Here is a 19380-nt window from a genome sequence, read left to right as displayed (position 1 = left end):
CAGCCGTGCCGGTTCGCGACCGGCCGGCTGACTCCTCGTCGTCCTTCGTCGGGTCGGTACTCCGGAGACGAGCTCCGGATATCTCTAGTTATAGCTAGAGATTTTCTGCTGTCAAGGGCTCGGGCGGTCGGTGTTGCCGAGCTCGGTCTGCAGCTGCGCGAGCTCCGTGCGCAGGCGCTCGATCTCGCGGTGCGCGGCGCCGAGGCGGTCCTCGCTGTCGGCGAGCTCCCCGCGCAGCCGGTCGATCCACGACGCCGACCCCAGCGGGTGTCCCTCGTCCAGCAGGGTGCGCAGGCGGGCGGCCTGCTCCAGCTGGTTGCGCGAGTAGCGGCGGTGCCCGCCCGCGGAGCGGTGCGGATTCACCACGCCCGCGCTGTCCAGGCTGCGCAGGAAGGCGGGCTCGACCTCCAGCAGGTGCGCGGCCTGGCCCATCGCGACGGTCGGGTAGTCGGGGTCGTCGAGTCGGTCCAGTGCCATGGTCGGTCCTCCCTCGCGGTCCGCGGCGCACTCCTGGGCACCCGGGCCGGTCCTCCGTCGAACCCGAGTGTAGCCGCTCAGTGGCGAAAATCTGACCTGTGCGCTACAGATATGAGAGAGACGACGATCCGGGAGGAGAGCGTGATGAACGAGAGCAGGGTCCGCACCGACCGTCCCCGGGAGGACGTCCTCCGCATCCGCGTGGAGGGCGAGCTGGACGCGGCGGCGGGCGCGTCGCTGTTGCGCCAGGTCGACGCGCGCCTCGCCGCCGCCGGAGCGGGCTGGGTGCCGGTGCGGCACGTCCTCGTCGACCTGGGCACCGGGGTCACCGCGCGCGGGGCGCGGGCGCTGCACCACCTGCGGCACATGGCGCGGAACCGCGGCCTGGACGTCCGGCTGATCGGCGCCGCACGCGTCGCGCCGCGCATGGTGCCGGGCGCCCGGGCGGTCCTGCACGGGATGCGCAACCACCCGGACCTGGCCTCGGCGCTCGCCGAGCTGGAGCCGCCGGCCGTCGTCGCGGCCTGACCGGACCGTGGGTGAGGCTCCCGCCACCCCGGCTTGCCCCGGTCGTTAGCACTGCGATGGAGTGGCGGCGTGACCTCCTCGCGTTGGCTCGTCCCGGTGCTGGCCGTGCTCTTCGTCCCGCTGTGGGCGTCCGGCTTCATCGCGGGCAAGATCGCGACCGGGTCCACCGACGTCCCCGCGGTCCTGCTCTGGCGGTTCGTGATCGCGCTGGTCGTGATGCTCGCCGCCGTCGCGGTGCTCCGGCCGGACCTGCCGCGCGGCCGGGCCTGGCTGCACCTTGCGGTCACGGCGCTGCTGCTGCAGGTCGGGCAGTTCACCTTCGTCTACAGCGGGCTTGCCTCGGGCGTCCCCGCCGGACTGTCGAGCCTCATCCTCGGGATGGCGCCGCTGCTGGTCGGGCTGCTGACCCCGTTGCTGCTGGCCACCCGCCTGGGCGTCGGACCGGTGCTGGGCCTGCTGATCGGCGCCACCGGCGTCTACGTCGTGCTGGCCGACGACCTCGGTGCCGGTCTCGGCAGCAACCTCGTCTTCCCGGTGCTGGGCATGCTGTCGCTGGCGGCCGGCACGCTCTACCAGAAGCGGTTCAACGACAGCACCCCCGTGGTGACCAGCGTCGTGGTCCAGATGGCGACCTCGCTGGTCGCGACCCTGGCCGCCTGGCCGTTCCTCGGCGCGGACTGGCTGCCCCGCGCGCCGTCGGGCTGGGCGGCCGTGGCCTTCCTGGGGGTCGTGAACTCGGCGGGCGCCTTCGTGCTGATGCTCGTGCTGCTGCGGCTGCGGTCCACGGTGTTCGTGTCGTCGCTGCTCAACCTGGTCCCGGCGACGACGGCGCTGGTCGCCGTGCCCGTGCTCGGGGAGCCGCTCACCGTGCAGGCCGTGCTGGGCCTGGGCATCGCCCTGGTCGGCATGTTCGTCGGGCTGGGCCGGGTGCCCGGCCTGCGCGGCCGCCGGGTGGTCGCCGACGCGGCCGTCGCCGCCCCGTCCGAGCAGCCGGATGGACACGCCGTCGCACCGGCAGCGGGCGGACCGGGGCGCCGGGCCGGAGGCGCCTAGACTGGCCGGCGTGGCAGGACGGATCCGGGACGCCGACATCACCGAGGTCCGCAACCGCACGCGGGTCGAGGAGATCGTCGAGGAGTACGTGGCCCTCCGCCGCGCCGGGGCGGGCTCGCTGAAGGGCCTGTGCCCGTTCCACGACGAGAAGTCCCCGTCGTTCACCGTCCGCCCCTCGCACGGCACGTTCCACTGCTTCGGCTGCGGCGAGCACGGCAGCGTCATCGACTTCGTCATGAAGATGGAGGTCATCGGGTTCCCCGAGGCCGTCGAGCGGCTCGCCGAGCGGTGCGGGGTCCGGCTGACCTACGAGGGCGGCGGGTCCTCGGTGCAGCGCGACCGCGGCACCCGCAGCCGCCTGCTGGAGATCAACAAGAAGGCCCAGGCGTTCTACGCCGAACAGCTCGCCACCCCCGCGGGCCGCGCGGGCATGCAGTTCCTCGCCGACCGCGGCTTCGACGCCGCGGCCGCGGAGAAGTTCGGCTGCGGGTACGCCCCGGCCGGCTGGGACACCGTCACCAAGCACCTGCTGGCGCAGGGCTACCAGCTGGACGAGCTGATCAAGGCCGGCATCTCCAAGGAGGGCAGGCGCGGCGCGATCGACCGGTTCCACCGGCGTCTGCTGTGGCCGATCCGCGACCTGGGCGGCGACGTCGTCGGCTTCGGCGCGCGCCGGCTGTTCGACGACGACGGCATCGAGGCCAAGTACCTCAACACCTCCGAGACGCCCGTCTACCGCAAGACCCACGTGCTGTTCGGCCTGGACCAGGCCAAGCGGGAGATCGCGAAGACCCGGCAGGTCGTGGTCGTCGAGGGCTACACCGACGTCATGGCGATGCACCTGGCCGGGGTGACCACGGCGGTCGCGTCCTGTGGCACGGCATTCGGCACCGAGCACGTCTCGGTCATCCGCCGGCTGATCGGCGACGACTCCTTCGACCGCGGGGAGGTCATCTACACCTTCGACGGCGACGCGGCCGGCCAGAGCGCCGCGATGAAGGCGTTCGAGGGCGACCAGAACTTCGCCGCGCAGACCTTCGTCGCCGTCGCCCCGGACGGCCAGGACCCCTGCGACCTGCGCAACAACCACGGCGACGCCGCCGTGAAGGACCTCGTCGCCCGGCGCGAGCCGCTGTTCGAGTTCGCCATCCGCACCGAGCTGCGCAGCCACGACCTCGCCAGCGCCGAGGGCCGGGTCGCGGCGCTGCAGCGGACCGTCCCGCTGGTCGCGCAGATCAAGCGGGAGGACCTGCGCGACGAGTACGCGCGACGGCTGGCCGGCTGGGTCGGCTGGGACGACATCGCCGTCGTCGTGCGACGGGTGCGCGAGAGCGCCGGGGTGTCGTCCGAGGGGGGCCGCTCCCGGCGTCGCGCCCCGCTGCCCGCCCCGAAGCGCGACGACACCCAGCTGCACCTGCAGCGCGAGGCGCTCAAGGCGGCGCTGCAGATCCCCGGCGTCGTCGGCCCCGGCTTCGACGAGCTGCCCGAGGCCGGTTTCACCCACCCGCAGCTGGCCGCGGTGCACCGGGCGATCATGGCCGCGGGCGGGGTGTGCGCCGGGCTGGAGGGGTCGGACTGGCTCGACGCCGTCGTCGCCGAGGGTGCGGGCGACGACGTGAAGCGCCTGGTCAGCGAGCTGGCCGTGGAGAACCTCGAGCTCCCCAAACGCAACACCGACGAGGTCCGCTACGTCAACGGCGTCCTCGCCGGGGTCCGGCTCGGCCTGGTCGAGCGCGAGATCGCCGACCTCAAGTCGCAGCTGCAGCGCACCAACGCCGAGACCGACCACGACGAGTACATGGACCTGTTCGGCGTGCTCGTCCCGCTGGAGCAGTACAAGATCCAGCTGCGCGAGCAGGCGTCCGGGGTCGCGTCGTGACGGGCTTCTGGTCGCGGCTGCTCGGCCGCGAGCCGGTGCCCGACGCGGTCGCCGCCGCCCTCGCCGACTCCGAGGCCGTCGTCGCCACCGCGCAGGCCCCGGGCGGGATGCTCGTGGTCACCTCGTGGGGGATCTGGCCGCCCGGTGGGGAGCGGCTGGGCTGGCACGAGATCGCGAAGGCCACCTGGGACAAGGTCAGCCTGGTCGTGACGCCGACCTCGGCCGAGCAGATCGCCCCCGGCACCGAGCTGCTCGCCGACGGGCGCCCGCTGCGGTTCCGCCTCGTCGAACCGGGGAAGGTGCCGCAGGCCGTGCAGGAGCGCGTCACCCAGTCCATCCGCACCCGCAACCGCCGTGAGCTGCCCGGGGGAGGGGTCTGGGTGCTGCAGCGCCGGGTCCCCGGCCGCGACGGGCTGGTGCTGCAGGTCCGGCCCGACCCGGGGACCGACCCGGTCGCCGCCCGGAGGCTGGCGGAGGGCATCGCCGCACGACTCCCGGAGGAACCGTGACCACGACCAGCTGGGACCCGGAGCTCTACCGCGCCTTCGACGACCACCGCTCGCGCCCGTTCCTGGACCTGCTGGCCCGGGTCGGGGAGACCGACCCCGCGCTGACCCGGGTCGTCGACGCCGGCTGCGGCCCCGGCCACCTGACCGGGCTGCTCGCCCGGCGGTGGCCGACGGCGACGGTCGAGGCGTTCGACTCCTCCCCGGACATGGTCGCCGCGGCCCGCGCCGCCGGCGTCGACGCCACGCGGGTCGACGTGCGCGACTGGACCCCGCCCCGCGACACCGGGGTGCTCGTGACCAACGCGGTGCTGCAGTGGGTGCCGGAGCACCCCGACGTGCTGCGCCGCTGGGTGGCCTCGCTCGCGCCCGGGGCGTGGATCGCGGTGCAGGTCCCCGGCAACTTCGACGCCCCCTCCCACGTGCTGACCCGCGAGGTCGCGACGCTCCCGCAGTGGCGGGACCGGATTCTGCTGCGCGGCAACGAGACCGTGCTCGACCCGCTCGGCTACGCCGACATCCTGGCCGCCGCGGGCGCCGACGTCGACGCCTGGGAGACGACCTACCTGCAGCGGCTCGACGGCGACGACCCGGTCCTGCGCTGGATCTCCGGCACCGCCCTGCGCCCGGTCCGCGACGCCCTCGACGACGACGCCTACGACGCGTTCGTCCGCGAGCTCGCGCCCCGGCTGCGGGCGGCCTACCCGCCGAGCGCCGACGGCGGCACCTGGTTCCCGTTCCGCCGCGTCTTCGCGGTCGCCCGCACACGCTGACCCGCCCGTCCCGTGACCCGGGGACGGGTCACGGGACGGGGCGAGCCCTCAGCGCCCGGTGTTCTGGCCGCCGCGCACCTTGTCGAGCGCACCCTCGACACCCGCCCGCGCGACGCCCGCGGCGCCCTGCACCGCGGGATGGTCCGCCGCCCGGTGATAGGCACGGACGAGCTGTTCGTAGCGCTCGTGACCGGCTCTGGTGCCGAGGACGTACCCGACGGCGACACCCACGAGGAATTTGACCATTCCCCTCACCTCCGACCGCGACCGTACCCGGACCGCGGCCGCTGTCCGACCGCCACCCGGATGGGGCTCCGACCTGCGGGAACAGCGGCCGAACGGGGGGTTGCGAGAGGGCTGTACGGGGTGTTGTAGAGTTCTTCTCGTCGCCGGGAACACCACCCGGAACGGCATGAACGGTCCTCCGTAGCTCAATGGCAGAGCACCCGACTGTTAATCGGGCGGTTATTGGTTCGAGTCCAATCGGAGGAGCATTTCCCGAGGTCAGTCAGGTGACCCGGGCAGCCACTCACGATCGACCCCCGAGACCATCACCGATGGTTCCGGGGGTCGCTCCGTCTCCGGGGACGATCCGACGGTCGTGGACGCCCGTGGTCACGGTCACTAGCGTGTGCACCCTTCGTCCGGAGCCCCTGGAGCACCCGCCGTGAGGTACACCGTCTCGACCGAGATCGCCCTGCCGCGGGAGAGCGTGGTCCAGCTGCTCGCCGACCCCGTCCACCTGCCGAGATGGCTGCGCGGCCTGGTGCTGCACGAGCCCATCGACGGACTGCACGGGGAGGTCGGTACCCGGTCGCGCGTCGTGCTGCGGACGGGAGGGCAGGAGATGGAGGCCGTCGAGACCATCACGCGCCGGGAACCGTCGGACCTGAACGGGATCCCGGCGGACAGGGTCGTCCACTTCGAACGTGAGATCGTCGCCGACGGTATGTGGAGTGCCGCTCGGGAACGGTTCACCGAGGCCGGTCCGGGGACGACGCTCTGGACGAGCGAGAACGAGTACCGGTTCAGCAGCCTGTCCATGCGACTGGCGGCGCCACTCCTGCGCGGCGTCTTCCGCCGGCAGTCACGACTGCACATGCAGGACTTCGTGGCATTCGCCGAGCGGGGTGCCGACGTCCGTGACGCGGAGGGTTGACCGCGCCGCGCGCGACGGTGCACGGGCCCGCCGGGGCGGTGTAACGCGGCATCGCGGCGATCCGACATCGGGACCGCAACCACCCACACCGGACGTGGAGGACCCGCGATGTCGAACGTCGTGCTGAAGCTCGCCCAGGCGATCGGGATCGTCGTGCTCGCCGTCCTCGTCGTCGGCACGGTGATCGGCATCCTGCAGTGGGTCGTCGTCGCCGCCGGTCTGGTCGCGCTGCCGGTGGCGGGCATCTGGCTGTACTCGCGTCTGTCCGGCCGCTCGTCGGCGAGCCCCGCGCGGCGGTCGGCCCCGCGGCCCACCCGCGCCGACCGTGCGGTCACGGCCCGCCGGGCCGAGCTGGAGGGCCGGGCGGTCTACGACGCGGTGGGCCGCTGCGGGTGGTGCGGCTCGGGGACGCGGCACCAGGACCGGTACGGATTCCCCACCACACCGCTCGCGTTCCACCGCGGTGAGATCGACGCGCTGCTGTAGCGGTCTCACCCCACGTCGCGCGCCCGGATCCCCACCTCGTGCGGATCCACCTGCTGATCCTCGGGTGACAGCGCGAGGGTGAGGATCCGCGTCGGGTGGATCCGGATGATCGGTCCCGACCCCGCCGACTGCCCCGCGGAGTCCGTCGGCTCCGTCAGCGCCTCGCCCCGTCCCCGGATCTCGACGAACCGCACCCGCCACGGGTCGGTCGACAGCACGTCGTCGACGACGAAGGCGACCTGCCCGTTCGCGGCGACGTTACGGAACTTGCGGCTGCGGTCCATGCGGAAGCCGCCGATGTCGATGGTCCCCAGCCTCGTGTTGACGCCGAACCCCACCGGGCTGGCCTGCAGCGTCCCGTCCGGCTGGGCGGTGGCGAGCCGCCCGATCCGCCGGCTGCGCAGGTAGGCGATCTCCTCGTCGGTGAACATGCCGCTGAACCTAGGACCTGAACGAAACTTCAGGTCAAGTAGTGGCCCGCGCGACCGCGGCCCGCGCCTCGGCCTCCGGCACCCCGAGGGTCAGCAGGTGCCCGAGGGCGACGTCGGCCTCGTCGCCGTCCCACCGTCCGTCCTGCGCGGCGTGCTGGTAGGCCATCGAGCCCGCCTGCAGCACCTCGGCCAGCACCGGGGCCGCGACGTGCCGGGAGAACACACCGGCCCGCTGCCCGTTCTCCAGCAGCCGGATCATGATCGTGTGGAACGGCGCCATCGCGGCGCGGATCTCGTCGTCGGCGGTCCGGCGGGCCAGCGCGATGACCGGGCCGTAGCGCCGCGACGTGCTCCAGGTGCGCAGGAGGGTGGCTGCGAGCTCGCCGGTCGGGTCGGCTGCGTCGGGGTCGACCTCGCCGACCTGCTCGGCGAAGTCCGCCGACGCCGCCCGGACGAGCGCGACCACCAGGTCGTGACGGCTGGTGAAGTGGCCGTAGACGGTGCGCCGCACGACGCCGGCGCGGGTTGCGACCTCGTCGAGCGAGGCGTCCGGATCCTCGCGCAGCACGGCCTGCGCGGCGTCCAGGATGGACCGCCGGTTCCGCTCCCGGGCCGACGGCCGCCGCTCCGTCCCTTTCATCACGAGTGCATTTTTGCACGAGGAGTGCAATCCTGGCGAGAGCCGAGGTCACCCAGGACGAGGAGCGGACGATGACGATCGACCACGACACCCGGCCGGTACGGCTGGACCAGGACTTCTTCGACGACCCCGACGCGCTCTACCGCGAGCTGCGCGACGCGCGTCCGGTCACCCGTGCGACCGGCCCGAACGGGCTGACGTTCTGGATGATCACCCGCTACGACGACGCCCGCGCCGCGCTGAACGACCCGCGGCTGCGGAAGGACTCCCGGCGGCTGCCCGAGGTGCTGCAGCGGCACGGTGCGACCTCGATCCGCCAGTTCGCCGACTCGCTCGTCGGGCACATGCTCAACGCCGACCCGCCGGACCACACCCGGCTGCGCAAGCTGGTCGGACGGGCGTTCACCGTCCGCGCGATCGCCCGGCTGCGGCCGCGGATCGAGCAGATCGCCACCGAGCTCGCCGACGCCGCCGAGCAGGCGGGCCCCGAGCTGGACCTGCTGGACCACTTCGCGTTCCCACTGCCGATGACGGTCATCTCCGAGATCCTCGGTGTCCCGGGGGAGCGGCGCGAGGACTTCCGGCACTGGTCGAACCTGCTGCTCTCCAGCGGACCCGACGAGGAGCGCGCCACGGCCGCCGCGTCGATGGCGCAGTTCCTGTCCGAGCTCGTCGCCGACAAGTCCGCCCACCCCGGCGACGACATGCTGTCCGAGATCGTCCGCGCCTCGGAGGACGGCGACTCGCTCAGCCCCACCGAGGTCACCGCGATGGCGTTCCTGCTGCTGGTCGCCGGGCACGAGACCACGGTCAACCTCATCGGCAACGGCGTGCTGGCGCTGCTGCGCGACCCCGACCAGCACGCCCGGCTGCGCGCCGACCCCGACCGGGTGCCGCAGGCGGTCGAGGAGTTCCTGCGCTACGACGGACCGGTCAACCTCGCCACGATCCGCTTCACCGACGAGCCCGTCGAGTACTCCGGCGTGACGATCCCGGCCGGCGAGGTCGTGCTCGTCTCGCTGATCGGGGCCAACCGCGACCCCGGGCGCTACCCGGACCCGCAGCGGTTCGACCCCGATCGCGACACCTCCGGGCACCTCGCGTTCGGCTACGGCATCCACCACTGCCTCGGTGCCCCGCTGGCCCGCCTCGAGGCCGACGTCGCGTTCCGGACGCTGCTCACGCGGTTCCCGGACATGGCGCTCGCCGGCGCCCCCGGGCAGCACCGGGAGAGCACGCTGATCCACGCGCTCACGGCACTCCCGGTGCGCCTGCACGCATGACCGGTACCCGGTTCAGCCCGCGCTGAACTGCTCGCTGCCGATCACCCGGAGCAGCTCCAGGCGCCGTTCGGTCTCGCTGCGCGGCGCCGCGGTGAGCACGAGCAGCGCCTGGGACCGGTCCTCGGTGAACAGCGCCTGGCAGTCCACCTCCAGCTCGCCGAGCTCCGGGTGGAGCAGCGTCTTGTGGTCGGCGAACCGGCGCCCGACCTCGTGCAGCTCCCACAGGGCGGCGAACTCGGGGCTGCGCTCCGACAGCACCCCCACCAGCTCCCCGGCCCGCGACCGGGGCCCGAGCATCGCCAGTGCCGCCCGCAGCGTCGCGACCTGCGCGCGGCTCTGGCGGGGCCGGTCGGCGGGCGGGTACAGGCGCTGGGCGTCCGGGTCGGTGAACCAGCGGAAGACCTCGCTGCGGGCGAGCCCGGTGTGGTGGGTGTGGTCCCCGAACAGCGCCCGGGCCATGTCGTTCTGCACGAGCGTCTCGCCGAGCACGGTCAGGATCAGGGCCGGGCTGTCGTGCAGCCGGTCCAGCACCCGCAGCAGTGCCGGGGCCACGTGATCGGACACCGGGCCCGACGCCGGCGCGTTCCGGCCCGCGCACCGGAACAGGTAGTCGCGCTCCTCGGTGCCGAGCCGCAGCGCCCGGGCCAGCGACGCCAGCATCTGCTCGCTCGGCTGCGGTCCGCGCTGCTGCTCCAGCCGCGTGTAGTAGTCGGCCGACATGACCGCGAGCGTCGCGACCTCCTCGCGGCGCAGCCCCGCCGTGCGCCGGCGCGCGCCGTCGGGGAGCCCGACGTCGCCGGGGCGGAGGCCGGCGCGGTGCCGGCGCAGGAAGTCGGCCAGGGCTGCACGGTCCACGCCGCCGAGTATCCGCGGGGACCCGCCGGGCAACCAGGGACCGGTGATCCCCCGATGACCGGTCTCTGCCGTCCCGTCCGCCGCGCGGCGACGGTGGGGACATGCAGATCACCGGACGCACCGTCTTCATCCCCGGCTCGACGAGTGGCATCGGACTCGCACTGGCCCTGGCCCTGCACGAGCGGGGCAACACCGTGGTCCTCGGCGGCCGGCGCCGCGACCTGCTCGACGAGCTCGTCGCCGCCCACCCCGGTCTCGACGCCGTCGAGATCGACACGGTCGACCCGGCGAGCATCACGAAGGCCGTCACCGAGGTCCTCGACCGGCACCCCGACCTCGACGTGCTCGTCGCGATGGCCGGGATCATGCGGGTCGAGGACTGGCACGGCCCCGAGGGCTTCCTGGCCTCGGCCGAGCAGGTCGTCGCCACCAACCTGCTCGGCCCGATCCGGCTGATCGGCGCGCTCGTGGAGCACCTGCGGGGACGGCCGGTCGCGTCGGTCGTCACGGTGTCGTCGGGGCTGGCGTTCGTCCCGCTCGCCGCGACGCCCAGCTACAACGCCACCAAGGCCGCGGTGCACATGCTCACCGAGTCGCTGCGCCTGCAGCTCGCCGACACGACCGTCGAGCTCGTCGAGATCGTGCCGCCGTCGGTGGCGACCGACCTGCTGCCCGGCCATCAGGACAGCCCGATCGCGATGCCGCTCGACGACTTCGTCGCCGAGGTCCTCGCGCTGCTCGAGGCCGGGACACCGGGCGGGGAGGTCCTCGTCGAGCGGGTGCTGCCGCTGCGCCGCGCGGAGGCCCGCGGCGAGTACGCCGACGTCGTCGCCCGGCTGAACGCGGCCGACCCGCACTGACCCGGCACCGCACCGGCCCGGGACCGGCGGCGCGGTCCGTAGGCTGACCGCGCGACGACGGGGGAGGGCGCCATGACGGCACCGGGCCGGGCTCGGCAGGATCGGATCTACCGCGACGGCGTCTCCGGCGCCCGTCCCCGGGTCCCGACCGGTCCCGACGAGCTGGAGCGTCGCGCGCGGCGGGCCATGAGCCGGCGCGCCGACGCCTACGTCACCGGTGGCGCGGGCGCCGAGACCACGATGCGCGCCAACCGAGCGGCGTTCGCGCGCCGGGAGATCGTGCCGCGGGTGCTGCGCGACGTCGGCGAGCGCGACCTGAGCGTCGAGCTGTTCGGCCGCACGCTGCCCGCCCCGCTGCTCCTCGCCCCGATCGGCGCGCTGGACCTGGTCCGGCGCGGCGCCGACCTCGCCGTCGCCCGCGGGGCCGCGGCCGCCGGGGTCCCGATGGTGATCTCCAACCAGGCCGGGACGCCGATGGAGGACATCGCCGCCGTCGGCGGCCCCACCTGGTTCCAGCTGTACTGGTCCACCTCCGACGAGCTCGTCGACAGCTTCCTGCGCCGCGCCGAGGCCTCCGGCTGCGACGCCGTCGTCGTCACCCTCGACACGACGATGCTCGGCTGGCGCCCCCGCGACCTCGACCTGGGCCACCTGCCCTTCGCCCGCGGCATCGGGATCGCCCAGTACACCTCCGACCCGGTGTTCCGCGGCCTGGTGGAACAGACCCTCGCCGCGCCGTCGGCCGGGGCGCCGCCGAAGGTCACCCCGCAGGCCGTGCGCACCCTGCTCGAGATCACCCGCAACGCCCCCGGACGGTTCCGGGACAACCTGCGCTCGCCCGTCCCGCGGGCGGCCGTGGAGACCTTCCTGCGGGTCTACTCGCGACCGCGACTGTCCTGGGAGGACCTGGCGACCCTGCGCTCGCGGACCCGGCTGCCGATCCTGCTCAAGGGGGTCCTGCACCCCGACGACGCCCGCCGCGCCGCCGACGCCGGGGTGGACGGCGTCGTCGTGTCCAACCACGGGGGCCGCCAGATCGACCACGCGGTCGCCTCGCTGGACGCGCTGCCCGGTGTCGTCGACGCCGTCGGCGACGCGCTGCCGGTGCTGCTCGACTCCGGGGTGCGCACCGGCGCCGACGTCGCGACCGCGGTCCGGCTCGGCGCCCGCGCCGTGCTGCTGGGGCGCCCGTTCGTGCACGGGCTCGCCCTGGACGGGGCCCGCGGCGTCGCGCAGGTGCTGCAGAACGTCGTCGCCGAGCTCGACCTGGTCTGCGGGCTGGCGGGGGCCACCACTCCGGCCGGGATCGAGCTGCGCGAGCGTCCCTGACGGGTCACCCGGCGGTGCGGTCCGGCGCGCCCGCCCGCCCGGGCCGTGGCACGGTCGGATCATGACGCGCACGACGGCCACCCGTACCCGGCAGGACGTCGCCCGCCTCGCGCTCGGCGCGATGCTGGTGTTCGCCGGGACCTCGCACCTCACCTTCGCCCGCCGCGAGTTCCGCGCCCAGGTGCCGCCGTGGGTCCCGATGGACACCGACGACGTCGTGCTGCTCTCCGGGGCCGCCGAGATCGCGCTCGGCGCCGCGCTGGCCGGCCTCCCGAAGGAGCGCCGCCGGGTCGGCGGCCTGGCCGCGGCGTTCTTCACCGCGATCTTCCCGGGCAACGTCTCCCAGTACCGCAACCGCGTCGACGGGTTCGGCCTCGACACCGACACGAAGCGCGCCGCGCGGCTGGCCGGGCAGCCGCTGCTGGTGGCGTGGGCGCTCTACGCGGGCGGGCTGATCCCGCGCCGGTGAGCCGGTGCCGGTCCGTCGCCGGCCCACCGTCATGATCACCGGATGGACGCGATGGTGCGGATCGGGCTCGTCGAGCTCGCCCTCGGTGCGATGCTGGGCTGGGCGGTGGTCGTGTCGGTGACCCGCCCCGACGCGTGGCGGCGGATCGGGATCGTGGAACCGCGCCGGCTGCTGCAGGCGCACCTCGACTTCGTGCTGATGGGGCTGATCCTGGTCGCCGTCGGGCTGGCCGCGCCGGACCTGCCGGGCTGGCTCGTGGCCGTGCTGGTGTTCGGCACCTGGGTCAACCCGGCGCTGTTCCTGCCGATGGCCTGGGGACCGGACGTCGTCCGGCACCCGGTCTTCCGGGTCGTCAGCGGACTGTCCTTCGTCGCGACCAGCGGCGGGCTGGTACTGGCCGCGATCCTCGCCTGACCGCCCCGGGGACCCCGCAAAAGCGGTCGAAAGGGACGCTCGACGCGACGCGCCGGTACCCGATCGCACGTCGCCTGTAGCACGGCGGGGTCCGGTACGGCTAATGTCCACCCCGTAGGAACCGGCAAGACGCGAGGAGACATCCGGATGCCACAGGGAACCGTCAAGTGGTTCAACGCGGAGAAGGGGTACGGGTTCATCACGCCGGACGGAGGCGGGCAGGACCTGTTCGTCCACTTCAGCGCGATCCAGTCCTCCGGATACCGCAGCCTCGACGAGGGGCAGACCGTGACCTTCGAGGTCACCCAGGGTCAGAAGGGTCCGCAGGCGGACCAGGTCGTTCCCACCTGACCGCCTGATCCGACGCCGACGCCCGGGGTGCTCACGCGAAGCACCCCGGGCGTCGTCGTGTCGGGGGTCAGGACGCCAGGCGGGTCTCCAGCCCGGCGACGACGAGCTCGACGCGGCTCAGGGTCCAGCTGCGCGGCGGGTCGTCGATCCGGTCGCGGAACACCGAGCGGATCTGCGCGTCGAACGGCTCGGCCGACTCCAGCACCTGGTCGCGCCGGCGCGCGTCCCCGATGCCGAGGGAGTTGGCCGTCAGCCACGGCTGCATTCCCATGTGGATGGCGGTCGAGGCGCCCAGCACCGCGTCCTCGGCGGTGAAGCCCGCCTCCAGCAGCCGGTCGGTCAGCCGCCGGAACGCCGACAGCACCGCCTCGGGGGACTCCGGCAGCCGCACCATCGCGGGGGCGAGCCCCGGGTGCTCGGCCATCACGTCGAACGTCGCCGCCGCGAACGCCAGCATCTGCTCCTGCCACCGGCCCTCGTCGGTCGCGGGGAAGACGTCGTCGGTCACCACGTCGTCCACCAGCGCGGCGACGAGCGCCTCCAGGCTGGGGAAGTGGCGGTAGAACGTGGAGTACTTCACGCCGACCCGGGCGGTCACCGCACCGACCGTCAGGTCGGAGAAGCCGAGCTCGCGCGCAGCGGCCAGCAGTGTCGCGCGGTCGGTCAGTGGCGGACGGCCGGTGCGCCGTGCCGGTCTGCTCTCGGTCTCGGTCACGCCCGCATGCTACTGCCCGTGCCCACGTCCGGGACAGGCTAGTCGCGGTTGGTCTGACGACTACCTGTGACCTGGCCCATCTCTGGTTCGTTGAGCGGTCGTTCGTTCGGCCGGACGGACGTGCGGTGGTCTCGCAAAGCGGATCGATCATGACGGAGCGTCACGACGGAACGGGTGCTCCGGCGACGATCCGGCCGAGGGTGCGCAGGCTCGGCGAGCCGGGGTCCCAGTAGCCGCCGTGCGCGGCGGCGAACGCGGACTCGTCGTTCGGGGTGGCCGGGTCGTCCGGGCGCGGGAGCACCGACCCGGGGGCCGAGTCGAACACCCGGGCACCGAACCCCGGTGCCGCCGGGTCCGGGCCGTGCAGGAGCCCGGTCGGGGCGAGACCGCGCGAGGTCGCGAAGACCTCGACCCCGGGCACCCGGCCGATCGGGTCGTGCCGCGCGGTCGTCGCCCAGACGTGCCCGGGTGCGGTGCCGAGCTCGGAGGCGTGCCCCGTGCCGGTCCCGGGGCTGCCGACGAACACGACGTCGTCGGCGGCGAGGCCGCCGCCCCGCGCGGCGTTCCCGAGCACCGTCGAGCCGTAGGAGTGCCCGACGACGGTCAGGTGGACCGGTCCGGCGTGCCCGGCCCGCAGGCCGTCCTGGAAGGACCGCAGGTCCCCGGCGGCGGCGCGGGCGGCCGCGGGGTCCGCCGCCGCGAGCAGGTCCGGGGGAGCGTCGTAGCCGGTCCACAGCACCGCGGCCACGGCGCCGTCCGGCGCGGCCGCCCGGGCGGCCGCGCGGGTCGCCTCGACCCGGGCCAGGTCGCCGGGCACCGTGTCCCAGCCCGCGGTCGTCCCCGGGACGTGGGTGAGCACGTGCGCGGCGTGTCCCGGGTCGCCGACGGCGAGCACGAGCCGCCCGCCGGTGCTCCCGCGCTCCAGGCGGAGCAGGTACGCGTCTCCGGCGTCCAGGCGTCGACGGGTGGCCTCCAGTCCGGCCGAGGCCCGCCGGGCGCGGTCCGCGCCCGCGGTGTCCCCGGCCCGGTCCAGCAGCGCCGCCCGGGCCCGCAGCCGGGACAGCTCGGCGTCGAGGAGGACCCGGTTCGCCCGGTCCCGGTCGGCGACCGGGACTCCGTCCAGCCCGCCGACGAGCCCGGGCCGGGTGTGCAGCAGCTGCTCCCGGTCGGCCCCGGGCAGCCCGGTCCACCAGGACCGCACGGCGCCGGCGTCCGCACCGGCGGGCGGCGCCGCGGCGGGCGCGACCGGGCGGGGCACCGCCGCGGGGGCGGGGCGGAGCGCGTCGAGCGCGGCGGCCGTGGCGCGGTCGGACCGGGCGGCGGCGCCGACGGCGTCGGCCACCGCGGTGGACAGCCGGACCAGGTCCGCCCCGAAACGCGCGACCATCGCGGGCAGCCGCCACACACCCGGCGGGTGCGCGCCGACGCCGGCCGACAGCGTGCCGCGCTCGAGGTCGACGACGAACTGCGGGTGCACCGCCAGCGCGGCGACGACGAGCCGGCGCTGGGCGTCGAGCACCTCACCGGCGTGGGTGCCCAGCACCTGCGCGGCCCGGGACGCGGTGCCCGCGTCGGCACGCAGCCTGCGGACCTGCTCGGCGCGGGCGAGTGCGGCCGCGTCGGCGTCGGCCCCGCTCCACGACTCCGGTGCGGAGCGTTCCAGCTCGGCCGCGCGGTCGGACAGGGCCCGGGACATCCCGTCCCAGGTGCCGGCGCGGCGCAGCCACGCGCCGGGGTCGGCGGCCACGAGGTCGCCCAGCGCGGGCCCGGCGCTCACGAGGCGCGCCCGGCGAACGCCACCGCGGCGTCGTCGTCGGCGGCGCGCCAGGCCGCGGCGGCCGCGCGCAGGGCCGACGCCGTCGACGCGGTGTGCCCCGCGTGCCCCCGGACGGCCCGCACCAACGCGTCCTCCCAGGCCGCGGCGGCCGTGCCGGCCGCGAAGCCGGGTACCGGCACGGCGGGGCCGACGAGCGCCGCGTCGCCGGTGAGGCCCTCGGCGACGCGGTCGAGCGCCGCGGCGGCGGCGTCGAGCCCGTCCGGGTCGGAGCACGCCACCCCGCCCGACGACGGGTGCGGCCCGGGAAGGGGCCGTCCGCTCGTCCACGGCGTCCCCGGTCGGTCTCGGTCGTGCACCGCGGCACCTCCGTCGTCGGTGGCGGGCCCGCCCGGCCCGCCCGCGTCGGGAGGAGTGTGCGTGCCGCGCGGCCCCGGCACGGGCGTTCCGGGGAATCCGGCGCGGGTGCTCTCGATCATGGCCGGTCGCCGTGAGACCATCTGCGCCGGTCGGGAGCAGCGGGCCGGGTCCCGAGCGGCGCCCGGCCGGGGAGAGGAGCGTCGTGGTCGGCGTCCAGCGGGTGATGACGGTGTCCACCCCTGCCGAGACGGTGCTCGGCTACCTGGCCGACCACGGGCACAGCGAGATCTGGGACCCCACCGTGCGCTCCAGCACCCGCTCCGACGGCGGTGGCCCGGTCGCGGTCGGCGCCGCCTGGCACACGGTGTCGGTGTGGGGCGGGCGGGAGAGCGAGCTCGACCACACGCTGCGGGAGCTGTCGGCGGGCCGGGTCGTGTTCGTCGGGGAGAACCCGACGGTCACCGCGACCGAGGAGATCGTCGTCGAGCCGGCCGAGGACGGGGGGAGCGTCGTGAGCTTCCACGCCCGGGTGCGGCTCAAGGGTCTGCTGAAGCTGGCGGCGCCGTTCCTGCGGCGCGAGTTCGAGCGGCACGGCGACGAGCTGGAGCGCACCCTGCCGCCGGTACTGGAACGCCTGCAGGGGCCCGCGCCGGCCCCACCGCCGTAGGCCCGCGGCTCAGCGGTCGCGCCAGAACCCCATGCGACGGCTGATCTCGCGCCCCGCGGCGACGACCTCCGGGGTGATCCGCTCGATCCGCTCGGCCGAGAGCCGGTAGGCGGGCCCGGACACCGAGAGGGCGGCCACCACCGCACCGCCGTGGTCCAGCACCGGCGCGGCGACGGCGTTCAGGCCGGTCTCCAGCTCCTCCAGCGACCACGCGTACCCGTGCCGGCGGACCCGGTGCAGCTCCTCGACGAGCGTGTCGCGGCCCTGCTCCGGCACCGTGTCCGGCATCGTCGCCGGGTCGTCGAGGACGACCGAGGCGAGCAGCACCTTGCCGCTGGAGGTGTTGTGCATCGGGGTGATCCGGCCGAGCCAGTTGAACGTGGTGACCATCGACGGGCCACGGGCCTGGTCGACGTTGACCGCCCACCCGCGGTCGGGGATGGCGATGTTGACGGTCTCGCCGAGCCGCTCCGCGAGCGTCTCGCAGACCGGGTGGCCCTGGGTGGTGACCTCCAGGCGCTCGGCGACCCGGCCGGCGAGCGGGATCAGCCCGAACCCGAGGCGGTACTTGCCGCGGTCGGCGATCTGCTCGACCAGCCCGCGCTCCTCCAACGCCCCGAGCAGCCGGAAGGCGGTCGACTTGTGGACGTCGAGCGAGGCCGCGAGCTCGCTGACCCCCGCCTCGCTGCGGTCGGCCAGCAGGGTCAGCAGGGTGATGGCCCGGTCGACCGACTGCACCCCGGGCTCCCGTCCGCGCACCGTGTTGCTCATCGCGCAACCCTAACCCGGCATTCGGCACGTTGCCACGCGGGGCGGCCGGAAAGCGTGACCGTCTCCCCACGCAAGGACGCCGGGCCCGCGTTTGCACACCGACCGGTTCCCGGTGAAAGCTCGCGCCGTGCCGAGCCTCTACATCGACGGAAGCTGGACCACCGGGTCCGCCGGGACCGCCCCGGTGGTCAACCCCTACGACGCCTCGACGGTCACCGAGGTCGACCAGGCCGGGCCCGACGACGTCGACCGTGCCGTCGCCGCCGCCCGCCGCGCCTTCGACGACGGGCCGTGGCGACGGACCACGACCGGTGAGCGCGCCACCCTGCTCGGGCGGATCGCCGACCTGCTGGTCCGCGACCGGGAGAAGATCGCCCGGCTGGAGACCCTCGACACCGGCAAGACGATCGCGGAGGGCCGCCAGGACGTCGACGACGTCACCGCCGTCTTCCGCTACTACGCCGGGCTGGCCGACAAGGACGCCGGGCGGATCGTCGACACCGGCAACCCGGCCGTCGTCTCGCGGATCGTGCACGAGCCGGTCGGTGTCTGCGCGCTGATCACCCCGTGGAACTACCCGCTGCTGCAGCTGTCCTGGAAGGTCGCCCCGGCGATCGCCGCCGGCAACACGATGGTGGTCAAGCCCAGCGAGGTCACCCCGCTGACCTCGATCGCGCTCGTCGAGCTGTGCGAGGAGGTCGGGATCCCGGCCGGGGTGGTCAACATCGTCCTCGGCGACGGCCCCTCGGTCGGCGGCCCGCTCTCCGAGCACGCGGACGTCGACATGGTCAGCTTCACCGGTGGCCTGGCGACCGGGCAGAAGATCATCCGCGCCTCGGCCGAGACGGTGAAGCGCACCGCCGTCGAGCTGGGCGGGAAGAACCCGAACATCGTCTTCGCCGACACCGACTTCGAGCTCGCCGTCGACTACGTGATGCTCGCGGTGTTCCTGCACTCCGGTCAGGTCTGCTCCGCGGGCGCCCGGCTGATCATCGAGGACTCGGTCGCCGACGCCGTCGTCGACGAGGTGGTGCGCCGCGCGCAGCTGATCCGGCTCGGCAACGGCCTCACCGACGGCGTCGAGGTCGGCCCGCTGGTCTCCGCCACGCACCTGGCCAAGATCGAGGACTTCGTCGCGGCCGCCCGCGCCGAGGGCGCCACGATCCGCTGCGGCGGCGCCCGGCCGGACGACCCCGAGCTGGCGAAGGGCTACTTCTACCTGCCGACGGTCATCACCGACCTCGCCCCGGACTCGCGGCTGATCCGCGAGGAGACCTTCGGCCCGCTGCTGACCGTCGAGCGGTTCACCACCGAGGAGGAGGCCGTGCGGCTCGGCAACGACACCGCCTACGGCCTGGCCGGAGCGGTGTTCACCGCCGACATGGGCCGCGCCCACCGGGTCGCCTCCGCGCTGCGCCACGGCACCGTCTGGATCAACGACTTCCACCCGTACTTCCCGGGCGCGGAGTGGGGCGGCATGGGCCGGTCCGGCAACGGCCGCGAGCTGGGCCCGACCGGGCTGGCGGAGTACCAGGAGATCAAGCACGTCTGGACCAACACCGCCCCGGTACCGCAGGGGTGGTTCTCGGGCCGCTGAGGC

The 19380-nt window shown here is 74.5% G+C and carries 24 protein-coding genes and 1 tRNA gene; 16 read left to right on the top strand and 9 right to left on the bottom strand.

The annotated features are described in order from the left end of the window. Positions 1-111: 111 nt before the first annotated feature. A complete protein-coding gene (locus DMP17_RS17250) occupies positions 112-477 on the bottom strand; it encodes a helix-turn-helix domain-containing protein (RefSeq protein WP_062401542.1) in 366 nt (121 codons plus the stop codon). A 144-nt stretch (positions 478-621) separates the two neighbouring features. On the opposite strand from DMP17_RS17250, the gene DMP17_RS17245 reads away from it, so the two are divergent. The 5 genes from DMP17_RS17245 (at position 622) to DMP17_RS17225 (ending at position 5216) form a co-directional block, all read left to right on the top strand. Continuing rightward, positions 622-1005 carry a hypothetical protein gene (locus DMP17_RS17245; protein WP_062401545.1) on the top strand — a complete coding sequence of 128 codons (384 nt, stop codon included), beginning with the start codon at positions 622-624 and terminating at the stop codon, positions 1003-1005. Positions 1006-1074: 69 nt separating this feature from the next. Further along, complete coding sequence (locus tag DMP17_RS17240) at positions 1075-2058, top strand: DMT family transporter (RefSeq protein ID WP_337830077.1); 984 nt, start codon at positions 1075-1077, stop codon at positions 2056-2058. A 10-nt stretch (positions 2059-2068) separates the two neighbouring features. Further along, positions 2069-3937, top strand: coding sequence for a DNA primase (gene dnaG / locus DMP17_RS17235; protein WP_337830076.1), 1869 nt, complete (start codon positions 2069-2071; stop codon positions 3935-3937). Then, positions 3934-4446, top strand: a complete 513-nt coding sequence (locus DMP17_RS17230; protein WP_337830075.1) for a hypothetical protein — start codon at positions 3934-3936, stop codon at positions 4444-4446. Before dnaG ends, DMP17_RS17230 begins: the two co-directional genes overlap by 4 nt. Then, the gene (locus DMP17_RS17225; RefSeq protein ID WP_337830074.1) at positions 4443-5216 is read left to right on the top strand and encodes a trans-aconitate 2-methyltransferase; all 774 of its coding nucleotides are present in this window, start codon (positions 4443-4445) and stop codon (positions 5214-5216) included. The genes DMP17_RS17230 and DMP17_RS17225 overlap by 4 nt, the downstream gene beginning before the upstream one ends. A gap of 48 nt (positions 5217-5264) precedes the next feature. Here the strand turns inward: DMP17_RS17225 and DMP17_RS17220 are convergent, their stop codons facing one another. After that, positions 5265-5462 (bottom strand): hypothetical protein, encoded by a 198-nt coding sequence (locus DMP17_RS17220; protein WP_226365781.1) that lies wholly within the window; start codon positions 5460-5462, stop codon positions 5265-5267. A gap of 174 nt (positions 5463-5636) precedes the next feature. Here DMP17_RS17220 and DMP17_RS17215 point away from each other — a divergent pair. The 3 genes from DMP17_RS17215 (at position 5637) to DMP17_RS17205 (ending at position 6861) form a co-directional block, all read left to right on the top strand. Further along, a tRNA-Asn gene (locus tag DMP17_RS17215) sits at positions 5637-5708 on the top strand. A 175-nt stretch (positions 5709-5883) separates the two neighbouring features. Then, on the top strand, positions 5884-6375 hold the full coding sequence (locus DMP17_RS17210) for an SRPBCC family protein (RefSeq protein WP_226365780.1): 492 nt from the start codon (positions 5884-5886) through the stop codon (positions 6373-6375). A gap of 108 nt (positions 6376-6483) precedes the next feature. Next, positions 6484-6861 (top strand): hypothetical protein, encoded by a 378-nt coding sequence (locus DMP17_RS17205; RefSeq protein ID WP_226356032.1) that lies wholly within the window; start codon positions 6484-6486, stop codon positions 6859-6861. A gap of 5 nt (positions 6862-6866) precedes the next feature. Here the strand turns inward: DMP17_RS17205 and DMP17_RS17200 are convergent, their stop codons facing one another. Together DMP17_RS17200 and DMP17_RS17195 are read right to left on the bottom strand one after the other, a co-directional pair. Further along, positions 6867-7292, bottom strand: a complete 426-nt coding sequence (locus DMP17_RS17200) for a PPOX class F420-dependent oxidoreductase (protein ID WP_226365779.1) — start codon at positions 7290-7292, stop codon at positions 6867-6869. Positions 7293-7326: 34 nt separating this feature from the next. Then, a complete protein-coding gene (locus DMP17_RS17195; protein ID WP_337832694.1) occupies positions 7327-7932 on the bottom strand; it encodes a TetR/AcrR family transcriptional regulator in 606 nt (201 codons plus the stop codon). 71 nt (positions 7933-8003) lie between these two features. On the opposite strand from DMP17_RS17195, the gene DMP17_RS17190 reads away from it, so the two are divergent. Continuing rightward, entirely contained in the window at positions 8004-9215 is a 1212-nt protein-coding gene (locus DMP17_RS17190) for a cytochrome P450 family protein (RefSeq protein WP_337830073.1), read from the top strand. 12 nt (positions 9216-9227) lie between these two features. Here the strand turns inward: DMP17_RS17190 and DMP17_RS17185 are convergent, their stop codons facing one another. Beyond that, complete coding sequence (locus tag DMP17_RS17185) at positions 9228-10070, bottom strand: helix-turn-helix transcriptional regulator (protein ID WP_226356036.1); 843 nt, start codon at positions 10068-10070, stop codon at positions 9228-9230. A 101-nt stretch (positions 10071-10171) separates the two neighbouring features. Here DMP17_RS17185 and DMP17_RS17180 point away from each other — a divergent pair, with 101 nt between their 5' ends. The 5 genes from DMP17_RS17180 to DMP17_RS17160 all read left to right on the top strand — a co-directional run bounded on the left by DMP17_RS17180 (position 10172) and on the right by DMP17_RS17160 (position 13493). Further along, positions 10172-10930 (top strand): SDR family oxidoreductase, encoded by a 759-nt coding sequence (locus DMP17_RS17180; RefSeq protein ID WP_226356037.1) that lies wholly within the window; start codon positions 10172-10174, stop codon positions 10928-10930. Between the two features lie 72 nt (positions 10931-11002). Next, a complete protein-coding gene (locus DMP17_RS17175; RefSeq protein WP_337830072.1) occupies positions 11003-12259 on the top strand; it encodes an alpha-hydroxy-acid oxidizing protein in 1257 nt (418 codons plus the stop codon). A 61-nt stretch (positions 12260-12320) separates the two neighbouring features. After that, the gene (locus tag DMP17_RS17170; RefSeq protein WP_226356039.1) at positions 12321-12728 is read left to right on the top strand and encodes a DoxX family protein; all 408 of its coding nucleotides are present in this window, start codon (positions 12321-12323) and stop codon (positions 12726-12728) included. A gap of 42 nt (positions 12729-12770) precedes the next feature. Beyond that, positions 12771-13142: a hypothetical protein gene (locus DMP17_RS17165; RefSeq protein WP_226356040.1), complete on the top strand. Its 372-nt coding sequence runs from the start codon at positions 12771-12773 to the stop codon at positions 13140-13142. 147 nt (positions 13143-13289) lie between these two features. After that, a complete protein-coding gene (locus DMP17_RS17160; protein ID WP_020624259.1) occupies positions 13290-13493 on the top strand; it encodes a cold-shock protein in 204 nt (67 codons plus the stop codon). 67 nt (positions 13494-13560) lie between these two features. On the opposite strand, the gene DMP17_RS17155 is transcribed toward DMP17_RS17160, so the two are convergent. The 3 genes from DMP17_RS17155 to DMP17_RS17145 form a co-directional block, all read right to left on the bottom strand. Next, positions 13561-14208 (bottom strand): TetR/AcrR family transcriptional regulator, encoded by a 648-nt coding sequence (locus tag DMP17_RS17155; RefSeq protein ID WP_226356041.1) that lies wholly within the window; start codon positions 14206-14208, stop codon positions 13561-13563. A 160-nt stretch (positions 14209-14368) separates the two neighbouring features. Continuing rightward, complete coding sequence (locus tag DMP17_RS17150; RefSeq protein WP_337830071.1) at positions 14369-15985, bottom strand: alpha/beta hydrolase; 1617 nt, start codon at positions 15983-15985, stop codon at positions 14369-14371. Further along, complete coding sequence (locus DMP17_RS17145; RefSeq protein ID WP_337830070.1) at positions 15982-16461, bottom strand: hypothetical protein; 480 nt, start codon at positions 16459-16461, stop codon at positions 15982-15984. Before DMP17_RS17145 ends, DMP17_RS17150 begins: the two co-directional genes overlap by 4 nt. Positions 16462-16544: 83 nt before the next feature. Between DMP17_RS17145 and DMP17_RS17140 the strand changes: the two genes are divergently transcribed. Further along, the gene (locus DMP17_RS17140; protein ID WP_226356044.1) at positions 16545-17009 is read left to right on the top strand and encodes an SRPBCC family protein; all 465 of its coding nucleotides are present in this window, start codon (positions 16545-16547) and stop codon (positions 17007-17009) included. Positions 17010-17018: 9 nt separating this feature from the next. On the opposite strand, the gene DMP17_RS17135 is transcribed toward DMP17_RS17140, so the two are convergent. Next, the gene (locus DMP17_RS17135; protein WP_226356045.1) at positions 17019-17780 is read right to left on the bottom strand and encodes an IclR family transcriptional regulator; all 762 of its coding nucleotides are present in this window, start codon (positions 17778-17780) and stop codon (positions 17019-17021) included. A 127-nt stretch (positions 17781-17907) separates the two neighbouring features. Here DMP17_RS17135 and DMP17_RS17130 point away from each other — a divergent pair, with 127 nt between their 5' ends. Next, positions 17908-19377, top strand: a complete 1470-nt coding sequence (locus DMP17_RS17130; protein WP_337830069.1) for an aldehyde dehydrogenase family protein — start codon at positions 17908-17910, stop codon at positions 19375-19377. Positions 19378-19380: the final 3 nt, after the last annotated feature.

It is taken from the genome of Pseudonocardia sp. TMWB2A, from assembly GCF_017312135.1.
Note: the sequence above shows the minus strand (reverse complement) of the source record. Positions and strands in the feature narration are given on the sequence as shown.